Raw genomic sequence first — 16,902 nt, forward strand, 5'->3', positions numbered from 1 at the left:
ATTGATTTTCAGCCCAAATCAATTATTTTTACACAGCATCAGCATTGGCAATTTTGGATCATCAACTCACACAGCAAGAGCTTATTGAATGCATATCGGCAGATATTGGCAAACCCAACGTATTAAAACTGGCCGATACCTTATTGATACAGGATTTTCCGCTGGCGGGTTTGATCGGGGTTACTTTGCATCCCGAAAGAGAGATCGCATTCAGAGCTGCATGGACATTAGAAACGCTGGTGCTTGGCCAGCCATCGCATTTTATCGATCAGCTTGACCAATTGATCGCCCCGTTTTGTATGGTTAAAAACACGGGCTGCCAGCGCCATTATGCCCGTATATTGGATGAGCTGACTGCACCCAAAGCGGATAAGGCAATTAAAGCTAAAATGTTATCCATGGATCTTGAGCCCGTTGCCGAGCGTTGCTTTGATCTGATGATCGAGCCGAAGACGCCTATCGCTGTAAAGGTTTTTGCAAGCCAGCTGGCGTTTAACCTGCGCCACCGGTACGACTGGATAGCTGAAATATTAACCGGGCAATTACAGATCATGATGAACGGGGGCAAACCGGCCATCAGGGCGCGGGGCCGCGTATTGCTCGAGCAGTTGACTAAACGTTAGGCAGCTTGCTGTTGTATTGAAAACTTAAAGCTCCCGATGGGCAATTTTGCACCGTGCGCACAATATCTTCAGTACTGCCGTTCTCCATCACTACCCATGGTTTGCGCCTTGGATCAAACACCTGTTGCAAACCACGCACGCAATTGCCGCTGTGTTTGCATTTTTCGGGTTGCCAAAATACAGTGATATCGTCGTTTTGATATTTTTTGTCTAACAAGCTCATTGAGCTAATATAGCTACTTAGCCTGAATTTTTCAAAATAGATTGGGTTTGAAATGATAATAATGTCGGTGAGGACACCGACATTGGAGGAAAGACAACTCCCTTCTTGAGAAGGGGTGTGCTGGGTTTGTGAAGTAGCGGGGATGTGTTATTCAGCGCTTTGAAATACACACCCCTGCACCCCTCTCAAGAGGGGAATCGCACCAGCCCGGGGCTTTAAGAGGCCCCCAAACGCCATTACGGATGATTTGACGCCTCAATTTGCGGGTGATTCAATTTAGCCTCGATAGCCGACGAACTGTTGTTGGCGTAAGTGCCGTAAGCGTTAACCAGCACACCTTTCAAATTATATTTTTCCGATTCGATAGCATACACGATCGACATATCCGAGGGATTGGTGGCTCCTTCAAAACGGTAAAATTCTTTAATCTCAAAGTCGCCGGCTGTCATGTGGATGTTTTGCCCGTTATCGTTTATCGTATCGCCATCTAAAGTTAAATTGGCGGTGTATCCTCTTTTATTCAGATCCTGAGTTGCATCAACCAGGGTTTCATAGCTTTTCATATCAGTGGTATTTAAGTTTTTTTAAGAGTAACCCTTAAATAAGGGTTGTTGTTTGAAATTTTTGGAGCAAAAAAAATCCCGGCAAGGAAACCAAACCGGGACGGTAATCAAAAGGGTGGTATATGTTATTTTATTTTGCTTAGCATGATATCAGCAGTTTGCAAGGCGCCTTCAACCCAGCCCTGATAGTCGGAGTAGGCTTCGCCGCAAATGTATAACGGCATTACTTCTATTGGGTGCGGTATTTTTTCTTTTACTTCCCAGCTTTTTACACCAATGTTCCAGCTGTTCCATCCGCCGCCAAACGGGTCTTCGCCCCAATCGCGGAAGGCCGCATTGTTCACTATCGGGGTATGGCTCAGGCCGTGCATCAGCTGCAGCTGGCGTGCAACCTCCGATACCATTTTGGCAGGAGCCTGATATTGGTTCCAGCTTTCATTTGCCTTGGTACGCGGCGCATCGCCAACAAAAGGGTTGTCTATTTTAGGGTGTGCTAAGTTATGTTCCCATGTTTTGCTCCGTTGCGGGCGCAGGCCATCCCAAAAGCCAATGTTGTTGCCATCGTCATAACTGGCCAGCAGCATAGATTCGCCTTTTGCAGCCGGCGAGCCATCGTTATTTGGCCAGTAATAAGTTTGCCTTACGGGAAGATCGGTAACGCTTCGACCTGCATTTACAGGCACGAACGAACCATTAGCAGCAGTGTACCCGGCCGCCAGCCACCACGGACTGGCATACGTGGTAAATAACTTGAAAAGCGGACGCGGGGTTACGCTGCCGGTTAATTGTTCTATACTTTGTAATGGCGGGCAACCTGGCGTTAACAGATCAAGCGAGCGGCGCGGCATGGCTAAAATAAGCTTGCCTGCAACAACTGCCTTGCCATTTACCATGAGGTGGAACTTGCCGTTGATATATTCAAAGCTTTCCAGTTTGCTTTTTAACCTCACCTCGCCGCCCAACTTTGTAAAAAAGTCGGCCAAAGTTAACGGTACCTGCTGGAAGCCGTTTTTAAAACCTTTGTATACCGGGTTGATGCCAAAATCGGTCAAATACCATGGGATAGCGTCGGCGGCGTTCCAGTTAAGCAGGGTTGAATCGTAGCCACCGGCATCCATGCCAAACTGGTAAGCCTCGCCGCTTATTACGCGGTACAGTACGTTCCAGAAGCCTTGTTTGTACAGCGGTTCGCCTGCAAAGCTGGCATTCTGCGCCATTTTACGGCGGTCGTCTTCAGTCAGGCTCGGGTCGGTTATACCGGGCACTATCTGTTCTATCGCGTTTACAATTACGCTGCCCGGTGTATTGCCTTTTTCTAAAAAGGTTAGCTGGTAAGGTACCTTGTTAGGATTGGATGTAAAATCCGACAGGCGCAGATAAATGCCGCGTAAGTAAGCAATATTTTGAGGCTGATCAACAGGGAAGGGGTAAAGCTCTATCTGCTTATCCTTCGGTAAACCTTTGTTCAAGTCGTGGATCAGTTTAACGATAAGGGGTTGCGCATTTTCTAATATCCGCATACCGCCCAGTTCGGCTACCATGCTGGGGATGCCCGGCGGCTGTACCGATAATAACCGCCCGCCAATGTGATCGCCGCCCTCAAATACCACGATCTTTTTGTCCTTGTTTTCTTTTTGCTGTTTGAGTTTCCAGGCGCTGTATACCCCCGAAACACCACCGCCAACAATGGCAATGTCAATAGTTTCTTCTTTCATAAATAAGGCTCCGCGTTTGCCCGGAGCAGGCGTTGTTTAGGTGAATTAAAATATGAACAGAAGATCAGTCGGGTGGGAAAATCGTACGGTGTATCTGTGATAAATATATTGATATTTTAATTTATCAAAGCAATATTTTAATAAAAAATAATTGTTGGTTTTTTGTTAAGCCAGCATGTGATCGCAATAACAAAAAAGGCCACCAACCTTAGCTGATGACCTTTTAACATAGGTAGGTATTAATATGATTAAGGTAACAGGCTTACTTTAAGCGATGATGTCAAATCATTAAAGCTATGATCACTCAAACAGGCATCATCGGCAGTTAAGGTTAGAGCCGTGCCGCCATAGCTGTTGTTGGTATACAGTATTACCTGCATGCCCGGCGGTATTTTGATGGATGAGGCATCATCATTAACGCCGCCTTTGGCTATCATATCGGCTTGTAAAAAGTTACCCACATCAAAAGTTGCCTTCCAGCCGCCGTAGCTGCAATTTTGATACAGGTAAACATCCCCGTCTCCGGCTACAAAACGGCGGTGTTTGAGCCATAAAATGCCGGCTGTGATCTGTGCAGAGCTTGCGTATTTGCTGTTGGCAATGTCAATGTTCGATTCGTAAAAATACCGGTCCTGCCGTATATCGCCCAGGTAATAATATTGCCAGCGTACATAATTGTCGCCGCCTGAGTTGCCGGTGCCTGTGGTGCCATCTACCTTGCCGGCATAAATACCACCGGTAACAGTGGCTAATACAATATCATAATAAGTATTGGCCATGTTTTTGATCTGCGTAAGCGTTACGCCGTACCGGCCGCTGTCGTAGGCGTTCCATAGGCCTTCGGCATCGTAGGCAAAGTGGTTGGTATCTTCGGTGCTTCCGCCAAGCGCATATTTCCAGTTCCAGCAGGCAGCGCCGTCGGGGGCGGTATTGGCCGTAAGGTTTGAGGTAAACCAGTTCACATTTGCCTGTACAACGGCATCATATTGTGTTATGCGCGATGCCGAGTCGGCTAACAGCACATGGCACTGAATAAGCCTGATCATGGCATTGGTTACCATAAACATTTGGTTCCACGGTGCGGGGTCGCCCGGTTTATACGGGTTTGGCGCGCCGGGGAAATAGAGTTTTTTATCGCTTGTGCGTACAAAGTGCGGTGTTATCCAATTATCAATTACATAATCTGCCTGTGCAATATAGGTTAATGCCCGGGCTTTATAGGTAACCCCGTAACCATGCGGGTTACCGTCGGGAACGGTGGTGTTCCATATCGACGAATGCTGCAGGATGAGTTTGGCGCAATAAGCCATGTGCGATATGACCTGCCCTTGTTCAATACCCGCGGTCTGGGGGCTATCGGTTGGGGCGCTGCTTGGCCATACGGGTTCGATGTTACCGGTCCACAAGGTGCGCTGGCCACCATTGGCGGCACTTGCCAGGTCATTCCTGCCGGCCAAAGCTGCATCACAAAAGTAGATCATCTTGTTCAAAATAGAGGTGTTGCCCGTAGCATCATACATCAAACCACAGGCTTCGGTTTGGTAGGCAGGGTTGCCAAATACCCAGGTATTCTGATCATTTGTTGCAGGTGCCGATAGCGCGTTCACATAGGTTAGAAAAGCGGAGGACTCATTGGTGGTAATGTCCCCGTTTAAACCTTCTATAACTAAAGACGTGCCGCTGGCAACCCTGTTGATTAATGAAGGAGTAGCCACAGTAGCATCTGGGCCTTTAGTGCTGTCGGTAAAGGTGGCCTGCTTTTGGCAGCCATACCATAACGCGCTCGAAAGCAGGAGCATTGCCCCGGTAATAATTACTGGTTTTTTCATAAAAGTAGATTTGGTAAAAAAAATAATTGGTTATAGAATTACACAAACCTTGGCTTTTAATTTCAATGAAAATTGTTTGTTATTGGCCTAATAATAAATTAAATATTCATAGTGATAAAGAATAATAATTGTCAATTATACTCTTAAAATCAGATAGATACAGGACGTATGTCGGCTATACCGGGTGCGATAATAATTATAATTTAAAGTTAAAATATAAGGGTTGTATCCCTGTTGTCTGCGAGGCTTTGCTTGCGCTTTCGCCACCTGGCGATTTTAACAAGCGCCATTATACCGGCTGCCAGTCCGGCAATAATGGTTAAACCAATGGTTAAAAATGCCTGGCCCATAGGCATACCGTAATGCCCGTTAAAGGGTTTGTTGGGAAGAAAATAAAAAACCAGCGCGCCAATTGGAAATATCAATATGTAGCCGGTAACTACGCCTGTTAGCAGGGAGAGTACTAAGGAATATATTCCCATAAATTCGCGCATGCCCGTGCGTTTTATCACACGTGGGAGTATGATATAACCAACAGTTGTCAATACGATCGGTGCGATGAGCAGGAGCCAGCCTAATGGTTTCATCCTATTAATACAAGAAGCAGACTAAAGGTAACCCCATAGTAGTTTCAGACTACATTGCTATTTATAGCGAGAGTAAAAGCTATTTTTGATGCTTCCAAAATCTGCCTTTTCCATCAGATATCCATTCTAAAGCATCATCTATTCTTTTTTGCCGTGTTTCATCGGTCTTTGCATCCATGATCCAGATAATATATTCCTTACGAAAAGAATTGGATCTGGCTTCAAAAACCTCCCGGGCCCTGAGATTAGCTGCCAATGCCGCCAACAGATAGTCTGGTGTTTCTAATACTTTTGGTTTGTCGCCTGCCGGTTTTTCCCGCTTTATTTTGACGCCTTGTTCGTTTAATTGTGCCGCCTCTTTCAGCATTGTTATAAACAGTTCATCCGGTGGCAGATCTTCCATTTTATTGATCTTGCCTAAAAAACGCTGAATAGGTTTTTGATTTTTACTCTCTTTAAGGCGCGGGTCGCTCATTAACTCAGCTTTTAAGAAAGTAAAAGAGCAATGATTTTTATAAGCTGCCATCACAAACAAATGGTCATTCTTGTAGTCGAAATGCGGGAAACTCCACTTTATCGCCTCTGTCACCTCCGGACAATTTTCGTGTATGAGCCTGCGCCAGTGCGTCAGAATAGGTTTTGCAAAATCTTGTGCATTATCCAGGTAAGCATCTACTGCCGGGTCGTAGTTCATAATTTTTAATTTTTAAATTTAGGATTGAGGGAACGCAGTCATATCCAAATAGGCCATTTCCCATTTATGGCCGTCAAGGTCGGCAAAGCTATGCTGATACATCCAACCTTGATCCTGCGCCGGGGCATAGAGTTTACCGCCCAATAGCACTGCTTTACTCACAAACGCTTTTACTTCCTCCGCTGAAGCGGCGTCCAGCGCGATCAGCACTTCGGTTGAATGATGCGCATCGCACACTTCCGTGTCGATAAATGATTTGAAATAAGTTTCGGTTAGCAGCATTACAAAGATGCTGTCGCTGATCATCATGCAGCCTGCTTTTTCGTCAGTAAACTGCGGATTAAATGAAAACCCGAGATTTTGGAAAAACTCCTTGGACTTAGTGAGATTTTTTACCGGTAAATTTATAAATACTTTAGTTGCCATAACATTGAGTTGAATGGCACAAAGAAACTTAGCCCGGTGTAAAAACACTGGTCGAAAACTTGGATGAACAAGTCAATTTAATTACTTGCGCTGTTTGCGGAACTCCGAAGGTGATAACCCGACCTGTTTTTTGAAAAATTTGCCAAAATTAGCGGGATCCGAAAAGTTGAGCTGATAGGCAATACCCGCAATTTCCAAATCGGTATACTGGATTAGCGACCGGGCTTCGGCCGCCAGGCGGTCGGCAATAAAGGTAAGTGCGTTTTTACCCGAAACGCGCTTAACCGATTGCGAAAGATAATTGGCAGTAACCGAAAGCATCGCTGCATACTCCTGCACAGTACGCTTATCAATATAATGATTATCAATCAATTGGATAAATTTACGCAGCAGTATTTGCTGAGTAGTAACAATTCGGACGTCCTTTTTCTTTTCTAATGCAAAGTCTTGCAGGTGATAAAGCAGGCCAAGTAGTTTTATCCTTGCTTCCATATGCTGCGCTTTAGGCGAATTTTCGTAAGCGGTAAAAACGGATTCAAAGTGCGGTGCCAATTGATTAAATGTGGCGTGGTCAAACTTAAACAGGCTGGTATGTAATACGTCAAACAAAGGAAATTGCAAATGAAAGTCCGGTTTAAAAAAGGAGAAGCATTCTGGTTTAAAGTAAATCACATAACCCTCCAGTGCATTGTTATGTGCAAAGCTATACACCAGATTAGGCGAATGGAAGACGAGGTAAGAATCGGGATCATGAACGGTTTGATCTCCATAATTGATCTCGATTTTACCGGAATTGAATAACAACGCGAAGAAATAAAATGATCTTTTAAAAGGAGGCCGATAGATCTGCATATCCTGATCGAGCTTTTTTAACCGCAGGCAGTAAAAGTCTGGATTTGTTGTGCGGCCCGGCCATGGGATAGATGCCAGGAAATCATTGATCTCTGTGTAATAAGGAACACCGTTTTTTGTTTTTTTCATAAAATAGCGTCGAAAAAACTCAAACCCAAACTAAGGAAGAAAATGTTTTAGGAAACCGACCCCAAGATTTCGGCAAAGCTAAACTTTTAGGGCAATTTAGAAATGGTGCGAAGCAAAAAAGCCCGTACAAACTAATGCACGGGCTTTTTATATATTTTTTTGTTGGTAACAACACTAATAATTGAAACACGTAAATTATGCAAACCAAGACGTTTACATTTTTATATCACCAGGCATATGCAAGACCAACAAATTCCCCCGGAAGTAATTGATGCCAATGAAAGGTAATACTGCGATTGGATGTATTAAAATTTTTGTAATCCGCATTATAAGAATCGCCATATGATATCGTTGAATTTTTGTCTTGCTTAACTGCGTTACGAGCAAATCCTTTTATGTCAAGTGAATTTGATTCTATATGGATGGTCAAGTCAGAGATATAATCATCAGAATTTGGATAGGAGTAAAAATCCATAGGACCATTAGGTTTCATAACAAATTCAGATGGACTAGTAATTGAGAGTGTTTGGGACAGCATATTAGCACCTGTCATTATGGTTTTTACTTCATTTTTTTTCATGTGTAAAGGAATATCGTAGGATTGGTCATTAATACTTTTCGGTAGTTCCTGATCACTTCCCATTACATGTTGAATTTTATTAGGGCCACTGTATGTTTCTACGAAATTGTCGGAGAAATCTTTTAGAGCCCGTATTTTATAAATAGTCTTGCAATATTTAATAAAACCTGTATCTGTTTTTTCAACTTGAACATTAAGAAAGACATCTTCGAGAATGTAATTTTGATTTTTAGCACTCCCGATTTGTGTGATTGCCGACAGGTTGTCATCAGTAGTCAATGTTGTTTTTTGACTTCCTCTGCCAATCAGTAATTTGCCATCATCATACTTAGCTAAGCCAGTCAATATAAAAGCGATTGCAAGTGAAATAAGGAAAACAACAATAATAATTAAGAATTTACTATTTTCTGCAATTACGTCCCAGGGAGTTCTTCCTATAACTTGTTTTTCTTCATCCATTTATTTGGGCGATTTTGTTTATAAATTTATATTATTTTTATAGTAGTTGCAATTATTATAACATTATTTAAGTTAAAAATAAACAGTATCAAATAACAGGTAAATACATGGCATTGCTTGCAAAATAAAAAAGCCCGTGCAAATTAATGCACAGGCTTTTGTTAATCTTAATGTCGATTACACCGTTTCCGGTTTTTCATTCAAAAACACAAACTGGTTATCAAAAGCATCCAGTTTGATCTTGCTGTCTTTATCTATTTTGCCTGAGAGTATCTGTTTTGATAGCTCATTGAGTATCTTTTTCTGGATAACACGTTTTAGCGGACGGGCGCCAAATTGCGGGTCGTAGCCCAGTTGCGCCAGCCAATCCAAAGCTTCTTCGCTGGCATCAATGGTGATGCCCATTTCCTGCAGGGTGCCTTGCAATTGGTGAAACTGCAATTTAACAATATCGCTGATCTCATCACGGCTCAACGGGGTGAACATGATGATCTCGTCTATCCGGTTTAGAAACTCAGGGCGGATGGTGCGGCGCAGTAGCTCGAACAGTTCGTTCTTGGTTTTGGCCACCACGCTGTCGTGGTTGGCATCGTCCAGTTCCTGGAAGTTTTGCTGTATCACATCCGAGCCGATGTTCGAGGTCATGATGATGATGGTGTTTTTAAAGTTTACCACACGGCCCTTATTGTCGGTTAAACGGCCATCATCCAATACCTGCAACAGGATATTGAACACATCCGGATGCGCTTTCTCGATCTCATCCAGCAATACTACGCTGTATGGTTTTCTGCGCACGGCTTCGGTTAACTGGCCGCCTTCATCGTAACCCACATAGCCCGGAGGCGCGCCTACCAAACGGCTAACCGCATGGCGTTCCTGGTATTCAGACATGTCTATCCGCACCAGCGCAGCCTCATCGTTAAACAGATATTCGGCTAATGCCTTGGCTAACTCGGTTTTACCAACACCGGTAGTTCCTAAAAAAATGAACGAACCAATAGGCTTGCGCTTATCCTGCAAACCGGCACGGCTGCGGCGTATGGCATCGCTAATGGCTTCAATGGCCTCTTGCTGACCGGCAACACGTTTGTGCAGCTCTTCCTCCAGGTGCAGTAGCTTTTCGCGCTCGCTCTGGATCATTTTACTTACCGGGATACCCGTCCAGCGCGAAACCACACCGGCAATATCATCGGCAGTAACTTCTTCCTTCAGCATCCGCGAATCGTCCTTATTCTCCAATAACGCAGCTTTTAGCTTTTCAACTTCTTCCTGTGCCTCGCGGATGCGACCATAGCGTAATTCGGCTACTTTGCCATAATCACCGGCACGTTCGGCCTGGTCGGCTTCCAGTTTATAGTTTTCGATCTGCTCGATTTTGGTGTTGATACCTTCAACCACATCTTTTTCGCCCTGCCATTTGGCACGTAATGAGTCGCGTTCAGCGGATAGGTTGGCAATTTCTTCGCTCAACTCTTTAACCCGGCGGTCGTTATGCTCGCGTTTAATGGCCTCGCGCTCAATTTCCAATTGCATAATGCGGCGTTCCAGTTCGTCAACCACTTCGGGAACGGAATCCATTTCGATGCGGAGTTTCGAAGCGGCTTCGTCCATCAGGTCGATCGCCTTATCGGGAAGGAACCTGTCCGAAATATAACGCTGCGACATCTCTACAGAAGCAATAATGGCTTCATCAAGGATTCGCACTTTATGGTGAGCCTCGTATTTTTCTTTTAAACCACGCAATATCGAAATAGCATCGGCAGTATCCGGCTCATCAACCATTACCTTTTGGAAACGGCGCTCGAGGGCTTTATCTTTCTCTAAATATTTTTGGTACTCGTTTAAAGTAGTTGCGCCGATGGCACGTAGCTCGCCACGGGCCAGGGCGGGTTTAAGGATGTTTGCGGCATCCATCGCACCTTCGCCGCCACCTGCGCCTACAAGCGTGTGTATCTCATCAATAAACAAAATGATCTCGCCATCGGCCTGGGTAACTTCTTTAACTACAGCCTTTAAACGTTCTTCAAACTCACCTTTATATTTTGCACCGGCTATCAGCGCTCCCATATCCAGCGAGTAAACAGTTTTGCTCTTGAGGTTCTCAGGCACGTCGCCTTTCAATATCCTGAAAGCAATACCTTCGGCAATGGCAGTTTTACCTACACCCGGTTCACCAACCAAAATAGGGTTGTTTTTGGTACGACGGGAGAGGATCTGGATCACCCGGCGGATCTCGTCATCACGGCCAATAACGGGGTCGAGCTTGCCCGAACCTGCATATTCGTTTAAATTACGGGCGTATTTGTTTAAGGCATTGTAAGTAGCCTCGGCGTTCTGGTCGGTAACCTTGCTATCGCCGCGCAGTGCTTTAATGGCCAATTTAAGGTCTTTTTCGTTAACGCCCATATCTTTCAATAATGTAGCGGCCTTATCACTTGATGATAAAATGCCCAGCAGTATATGCTCGACCGATACAAAATCGTCTTTAAACTCTTTAAGATATGAGTTGGCCTTTTGCAAAGCGCTGTTGGCACCCGAAGATAAATATACTTCGCTACCACTGACTTTAGGGAAGGTTGCGATCTGCTGGTCGAGCGATTCGTTGAGCCTGTTGATGTTTACATTCAATTTCTTCAACAGGTAAGTAATTACATTTTCGTCAACCAGGAGCAGTGCCTTTAATATATGTGCGTTTTCAATTGCCTGTTGTTGGTTGCCAACGGCAATTTCCTGAGCCTTTTGTATGGCTTCCTGTGCTTTAATGGTAAAATTGTTGAAATTCATATCATCAGTTAATCAAAACCATTGCCAATGTGTGCGGCCTGAAAAAAAGTCAGGTAAAATCAATTTAAAGCGACTTTTTGTCAAGTCTTGCCGCGTAAATTTAAAACAAAACATGCAGGTAAAAGTGTTTAAAATGTCAATAATTTTTGGTATATTGTACTTTTACAACGCAATAGTCATTTGATCATTGATCGTTACGTTATTTGGTTTTTGACCTTGTGTAATTAAGGAAAGTATAGTGATAAATTGCAAAAATAACAACGGGTATATAGAAAAATACCGACAAATACCCACCTTTTGCTGACTTTTTCGTTGTGCTGATTATGAAAATGGTAAAATGAAATTTTGATGAAATTACCTTAACTAAACATTAAACCCTGCATTAATGTTATGGTCTAAAGTATACCCCTTTACACCTAACTACTACCAAATGAAAACCATCAGATTTGTATTGATAGCTGCTATTATCTGCGTAAGCGGAATGGTATTGGCATCTTTTTTAACCGGACCTGCATTACCTGTTAAAAGCTATAAATTTCCGTATAAAAAAGGAGGCTTAAACGAAAGACAGGCCGCCGCGCAATTGCTTAACCGTTTTACCTATGGCGCTACGCCCGGGCAGATAGACCAGGTGGTGAATATGGGGCTGGAAAAATGGTTTGAACAGCAATTAAATGCAGATGCCCCCGATGATTCGTTAAACCGCAGATTGAGCAGCTATGATGCCATTAACCTGACTAACAGCGAAGTGCTGCAAAAGTTCCCTCCGGGATTTGTGGTGGTACACATGGCGATAATCGATAGCGCCATCAGCAAAGATTCGGTTGATAAGGCAGTCGACAAAAAAGCTTATAATGAGAAGATACAGGCTTATATGAAAAGCAAGGGCCTACGGCCCGACCAGGAATTATACAAGCAATTCATCAGTCAGAACATACTGCGCGCTGCGTATACCAATAACCAGTTGCAGGAGGTGATGAGCGATTTTTGGTTCAACCACTTTAACGTATCATTTACCAAAGGCGAGTGCGCCCAATTTATCCCGGCTTATGAGCGGGATGTGATCCGCCCTAATGCATTGGGCCAGTTTGATAAGCTGCTGCTGGCATCGGCAAAATCACCGGCCATGCTGTATTTTTTAGATAACCTGGTAAGCCAGGGGGCGCCTGTGCCACAGGCAAAAAACGATAAACCCAAAACCGCAGTTAAACCGGCAGAACCGGCGGCATCAACAGATATGATGACGGGCGAGGCATCAAAACCCAAACCTGCTGCACCGGCTAAAGCAGATGCCAGTATGGATATGATGATGATGGCTGCAGCGCCTGCGCCAACAGCGGTTAAGCCCAAACCCAATCCACAAAATAAAAACGTAAACGGCCTGAACGAGAACTACGCCCGTGAGGTGATGGAACTGCACACCATGGGTGTTGATGGCGGTTACAACCAAACCGATGTTACCCAGGCAGCCCGCGTTCTAACCGGATGGACCATGTATCCCTTAACTAATTATGGTTACGGCAGTAACATGAAGGGTTTGGTGGATAAAGTAGGGGTGAACAACCTAGAAGCTAAAGGCTATGTACACGATGGCGACTTTTTGTTTACACCAACCCGCCATGATTTAGGCGAAAAGGATGTGCTTGGTCATCACTTTGATGGCAAAGGCGGTTACCAGGAAGGAGTTGACCTGCTGGAAATGCTGGCACATCATCCATCAACAGCTAAATTTATCAGTAAAAAACTGGCCGTGCGTTTTGTAAGCGATAACCCGCCGCAAAGTTTGATCAACAAAATGGCTAAAACCTTTATCGAGCAAAACGGTGATATCAAACAGGTGCTGATCACGATGGTGAGCTCGCCTGAGTTCTGGGCAAAAAAAGTGCAGCGCGAAAAGATCAAATCGCCGTTTGAACTGGTGATCAGTTCGGTGAGGGCGTTGAATGCCGATATTAGCCAGCCGTACCAATTGTTTAGCTGGATGTCGCGCATGGGCGAGAAGATCTATTATTACCAGGCGCCAACCGGTTTCCCGGATAGGGGGCAATACTGGATCAATACCGGTTCGCTGCTTAACCGCATGAATTTTGGTTTGGCACTAACCAGCGGCCGTATCCCGGGCGTTGCCGTAAACCTGGCAGCTTTAAATAACCACCACGAGCCCGAAAGTGCAGAGGCGGCTTTGGTAACCTACAGCAAACTGATCATGCCCGAACGCGATCTGGATAAAACCATCAAACAATTATCGCCATTGTTAACCATGCCTAATGTGGCCGTAAAGGTAAACGATGCGGTTACCAAAACGCCGATAGCTGCAAGCGCCCCACCATCGGCAGCATTTTCGGGTATGGATGCGGTGCCCGGCAGCGAAGAGTTAACCAGGAAAAAGGAAAACATGCCACCGCCAAAGGTTACAGCATCGGCGGCAAACAACAAAAACAATGGCAATATGCTGGCCCAGGTGGTGGGTATTATCATCGGTTCGCCGGAGTATCAGAGAAGATAAATGCTTAAAAATAAGGTACATTGAATAGGATATCTCCGGAGTTAAATGGCTCCGGAGCAACTTTAACTATGTAAACTATTTATTAACTTTTACCTTTTTTTATTTCCAGAACTCCGAAAACCGTATATTAGCCGGTGAAACACCCCCTAACACATTGAAAATTAAATTTTTCAGTCGACTAAGTTATCCAAACAGGGCACAGTTCAGGACCGATTATGTGCGCCAGAATATCGAAGCGGTACGTTCGATGGGTATCGTATTTTTTGTGCTGGACGTTGTATTCAAGTTATCGCCGCTTATTTTGGGGCTTCAACCAACACAGGTCAAAAATATCCACGAATATGATGTATCTGTAACCATCCACTTAACAGTAACCCCGGTTTTTATTGTGCTGAGCCTCATTATGCTCAGGCAATTTAAGCAAACGCCACGTCACTTATTTTTAGGGCAGTTGTTAACTATTGTTTTTGCATCGTACCTGATATCGGCGGGCATGGTTGCCAGTTTTTTTGGAATGCATAACCCTAAAAACACGGTAACATTATATATGATCACCTTAATGATAGCCGCAATATTTTTCGTATTCGAGTATTACGAAACCGTATTGATAGGTGTGATAACTACTGTAATTTTTAGCTCGATACTACCGCACTATGTTACCGATTCGCGGCAATTGCTGCTAAACCAGTTTATGTCGGTAGTGTTGCTTATCGTTTTTTTCAGCATTTCGCGATATGTTTTTTCGTACCGGGCCAACCACTTTATCCAGCTTAAAACCATCAAGGAGAAAAATGCGCAGATAGAGATCGCCAACCAGGTTAAGGATGAGATACTTGGCATAGTAGCTCATGATCTGCGTAACCCACTTGCCGCTATCGAATCGATTGCCACGCTGATGCAAATGGATGACAATATTGATGAAGAAAGCGAAGATAATATACTGATGATCAAGGCATCATGCGAACGCGCCAGGATGATTATCAATGATTTGATCGAAGTTGCCCGTAACGATGTTGATAATGAGTTTGAAGTACACAAAACAGATTTGAACAAGTTTTTACTGCAGATAGTTGAGCAGTGGATGCATACTGGTAATAAACCTAAAATTGCTTATTACGGCCCTCAAAAACCTGTTTTTGCCTGGATAAACGAAGAAAAAATGCACCGGGTAATGGATAATCTGATCAGTAACGCGGTGAAGTTTTCGGACGAAGATGAGGGTATTGAGGTATCGCTAAGAGACGTTAATAATGCCGCTTTTATTGATGTAAAGGATTTTGGCGTTGGTATCCCGGATAATTTATTGCCCAACATTTTCGACAGGTTTTCAAAAGCAAGTCGCACGGGCCTTCACGGCGAAGAATCGATAGGGCTGGGACTTAGCATCGTTAAACAGATCATTACCAAGCACGGCGGCCAGGTGAATGTAAAAAGCGTGGAGACAAAAGGTACTACCTTTACCATCAGCCTTACTCAATCATTAGCGTCCTGACCGGCAGGAAAAAAACGCTGATTGAAGTTTACCAAAAACAAATTGGTTGTAGCACGAGTGCAGGCGGTGTAAAACCAGCGTAAAAAATCGTTATTTACCATTTCTTCAGTCAGATATCCCTGGTCAACAAATACCGCGTCCCACTGGCCACCCTGGGCTTTGTGGCAGGTAACCGCATAAGCAAATTTGATCTGCAGCGCGTTATAGTAAGGGTTAGTTTTCAGTTCGTTGTACTTTGCACGCTTGTTGGCAATATGGTCATAATCCTTCATCACTTCCAAAAAAAAGCGTTTCTGGTCGGTGGGAGACAAGGCAGGCGATTCCGAATACAAAGTATCCAGCATTACCTTGCAGTTGATGGTCAGGTTTTCGGCATAATCTATCAGGCCTATCTGCGCATCTGCAAACCTGAAACCATACATATCCTGAAAATTACGGATCTTTTTGATACGGGCAATGTCACCGTTGGCAATAAACCCGGTGCTGTTTTCTTCCTCTTCCTGCAGCCAAAAGTAGTTGTTGCGCACCACCATGATCTGGTCGCCGCCGGTAATTTCCTCATCGCGAAACAATACCCGGGCGCGGATCTGCTGGTTGTATAAATTGGCGTTTTTGTTCGACCGGCAGATCACCAGCGTTCTTTCCATACCAAACTTGTTGTAGGCGTAGTTCAACCCTTCCTCAAGCCTGTCGCCGTTAATGCGGTATACATCCTTAAAGCCTTGGGTAATGATCTTCGGGATCTGGTTTTTACCCTTGCGCACCAGGTTGCGTATGCCTGTAACGTTCATCAATATACCCGATTCTTTTTCCTGCCGCACAACATCGGTCAGTTCAAAACTGTACACATCCAACCCAAACTGGTCTTTCATGATCTTTTCCTCGAGCGCAGGGCTTGCCAGCGAACCAACAGGCGGTAGTTGTGCGGTGTCGCCAACCAGCATTAGTTTGCAGTTCCTGGTGTTGTAAACGTAGTTCACCAGATCCTGCAGCAGGCTTTTGTGGTTGTTGCCGTTTGCCTCGTCGGATATCATGGAGGCTTCATCAACAATAAACAAGGTGTCTGTAGCGATGTTGTCGCCTATCAGAAAAGAATCGTCAATACTCATAGCCGACTTCTTTCGGTATATCCGTTTATGAATAGTGAACGCCTTTTTGTTGGAGTAACCGGTTATTACTTTGGCGGCGCGCCCGGTAGGGGCAAGTAGCACGGATTTATAGTTATACTGCCCCAGGACCTTTACCAGGGAACTGATCACGGTTGTTTTACCTGTACCGGCATAGCCTTTCAGGATAAAGCATTCGTCACCATCGGTACGTGTTAAAAACTCATGCAGGCGCTTAAACAGCTCTAACTGTTGCCCTGTGGGCGTATGCGGGAAAGATTTTGATATCTGTTCTGGTTCAGTATTCACTTCCCAAAAATGCGTATAAAAAGCC

Annotated in this window: 14 protein-coding genes; 3 read left to right on the forward strand and 11 right to left on the reverse strand. The window is 44.5% G+C overall.

The window, feature by feature from the left end; translation table 11 throughout:
* Window positions 1-53: 53 nt before the first annotated feature.
* Window positions 54-623, forward strand: a complete 570-nt coding sequence (locus ACFGVR_RS17720; protein WP_448698699.1) for a hypothetical protein — start codon at window positions 54-56, stop codon at window positions 621-623.
* Here ACFGVR_RS17720 and ACFGVR_RS17725 read toward each other — a convergent pair.
* From ACFGVR_RS17725 to clpB, 10 genes are all read right to left on the reverse strand, one after another.
* Window positions 613-846 carry a (4Fe-4S)-binding protein gene (locus ACFGVR_RS17725; protein WP_448698701.1) on the reverse strand — a complete coding sequence of 78 codons (234 nt, stop codon included), beginning with the start codon at window positions 844-846 and terminating at the stop codon, window positions 613-615. The two genes, ACFGVR_RS17720 and ACFGVR_RS17725, sit on opposite strands and share 11 nt — an antisense overlap.
* 236 nt (window positions 847-1,082) lie before the next feature.
* Window positions 1,083-1,409 (reverse strand): phosphoribosylpyrophosphate synthetase, encoded by a 327-nt coding sequence (locus ACFGVR_RS17730; RefSeq protein ID WP_448698702.1) that lies wholly within the window; start codon window positions 1,407-1,409, stop codon window positions 1,083-1,085.
* Between the two features lie 125 nt (window positions 1,410-1,534).
* Entirely contained in the window at window positions 1,535-3,124 is a 1,590-nt protein-coding gene (locus ACFGVR_RS17735; RefSeq protein ID WP_448698703.1) for a flavin monoamine oxidase family protein, read from the reverse strand.
* A gap of 248 nt (window positions 3,125-3,372) precedes the next feature.
* Window positions 3,373-4,953, reverse strand: a complete 1,581-nt coding sequence (locus ACFGVR_RS17740; protein WP_448698704.1) for an alpha-1,2-mannosidase — start codon at window positions 4,951-4,953, stop codon at window positions 3,373-3,375.
* A 209-nt stretch (window positions 4,954-5,162) separates the two neighbouring features.
* The gene (locus ACFGVR_RS17745; protein WP_448698705.1) at window positions 5,163-5,540 is read right to left on the reverse strand and encodes a hypothetical protein; all 378 of its coding nucleotides are present in this window, start codon (window positions 5,538-5,540) and stop codon (window positions 5,163-5,165) included.
* Window positions 5,541-5,619: 79 nt separating this feature from the next.
* Window positions 5,620-6,234 carry a YdeI/OmpD-associated family protein gene (locus tag ACFGVR_RS17750; protein WP_448698706.1) on the reverse strand — a complete coding sequence of 205 codons (615 nt, stop codon included), beginning with the start codon at window positions 6,232-6,234 and terminating at the stop codon, window positions 5,620-5,622.
* An 18-nt stretch (window positions 6,235-6,252) separates the two neighbouring features.
* Entirely contained in the window at window positions 6,253-6,660 is a 408-nt protein-coding gene (locus ACFGVR_RS17755) for a VOC family protein (protein ID WP_448698707.1), read from the reverse strand.
* A gap of 81 nt (window positions 6,661-6,741) precedes the next feature.
* Window positions 6,742-7,641: a helix-turn-helix domain-containing protein gene (locus ACFGVR_RS17760; RefSeq protein WP_448698708.1), complete on the reverse strand. Its 900-nt coding sequence runs from the start codon at window positions 7,639-7,641 to the stop codon at window positions 6,742-6,744.
* Between the two features lie 226 nt (window positions 7,642-7,867).
* A complete protein-coding gene (locus ACFGVR_RS17765; RefSeq protein WP_448698709.1) occupies window positions 7,868-8,680 on the reverse strand; it encodes a hypothetical protein in 813 nt (270 codons plus the stop codon).
* Between the two features lie 177 nt (window positions 8,681-8,857).
* A complete protein-coding gene (gene clpB / locus ACFGVR_RS17770) occupies window positions 8,858-11,464 on the reverse strand; it encodes an ATP-dependent chaperone ClpB (RefSeq protein ID WP_448698710.1) in 2,607 nt (868 codons plus the stop codon).
* Between the two features lie 430 nt (window positions 11,465-11,894).
* Here clpB and ACFGVR_RS17775 point away from each other — a divergent pair, with 430 nt between their 5' ends.
* Window positions 11,895-13,970 (forward strand): DUF1800 domain-containing protein, encoded by a 2,076-nt coding sequence (locus ACFGVR_RS17775; protein WP_448698711.1) that lies wholly within the window; start codon window positions 11,895-11,897, stop codon window positions 13,968-13,970.
* Window positions 13,971-14,124: 154 nt separating this feature from the next.
* On the forward strand, window positions 14,125-15,462 hold the full coding sequence (locus ACFGVR_RS17780) for a sensor histidine kinase (RefSeq protein ID WP_448698712.1): 1,338 nt from the start codon (window positions 14,125-14,127) through the stop codon (window positions 15,460-15,462).
* Here ACFGVR_RS17780 and ACFGVR_RS17785 read toward each other — a convergent pair.
* Window positions 15,444-16,877, reverse strand: a complete 1,434-nt coding sequence (locus tag ACFGVR_RS17785) for an ATP-dependent DNA helicase (protein ID WP_448698713.1) — start codon at window positions 16,875-16,877, stop codon at window positions 15,444-15,446. The two genes, ACFGVR_RS17780 and ACFGVR_RS17785, sit on opposite strands and share 19 nt — an antisense overlap.
* Window positions 16,878-16,902 lie beyond the last annotated feature (25 nt).

It is taken from the genome of Mucilaginibacter aureus, from assembly GCF_053514885.1.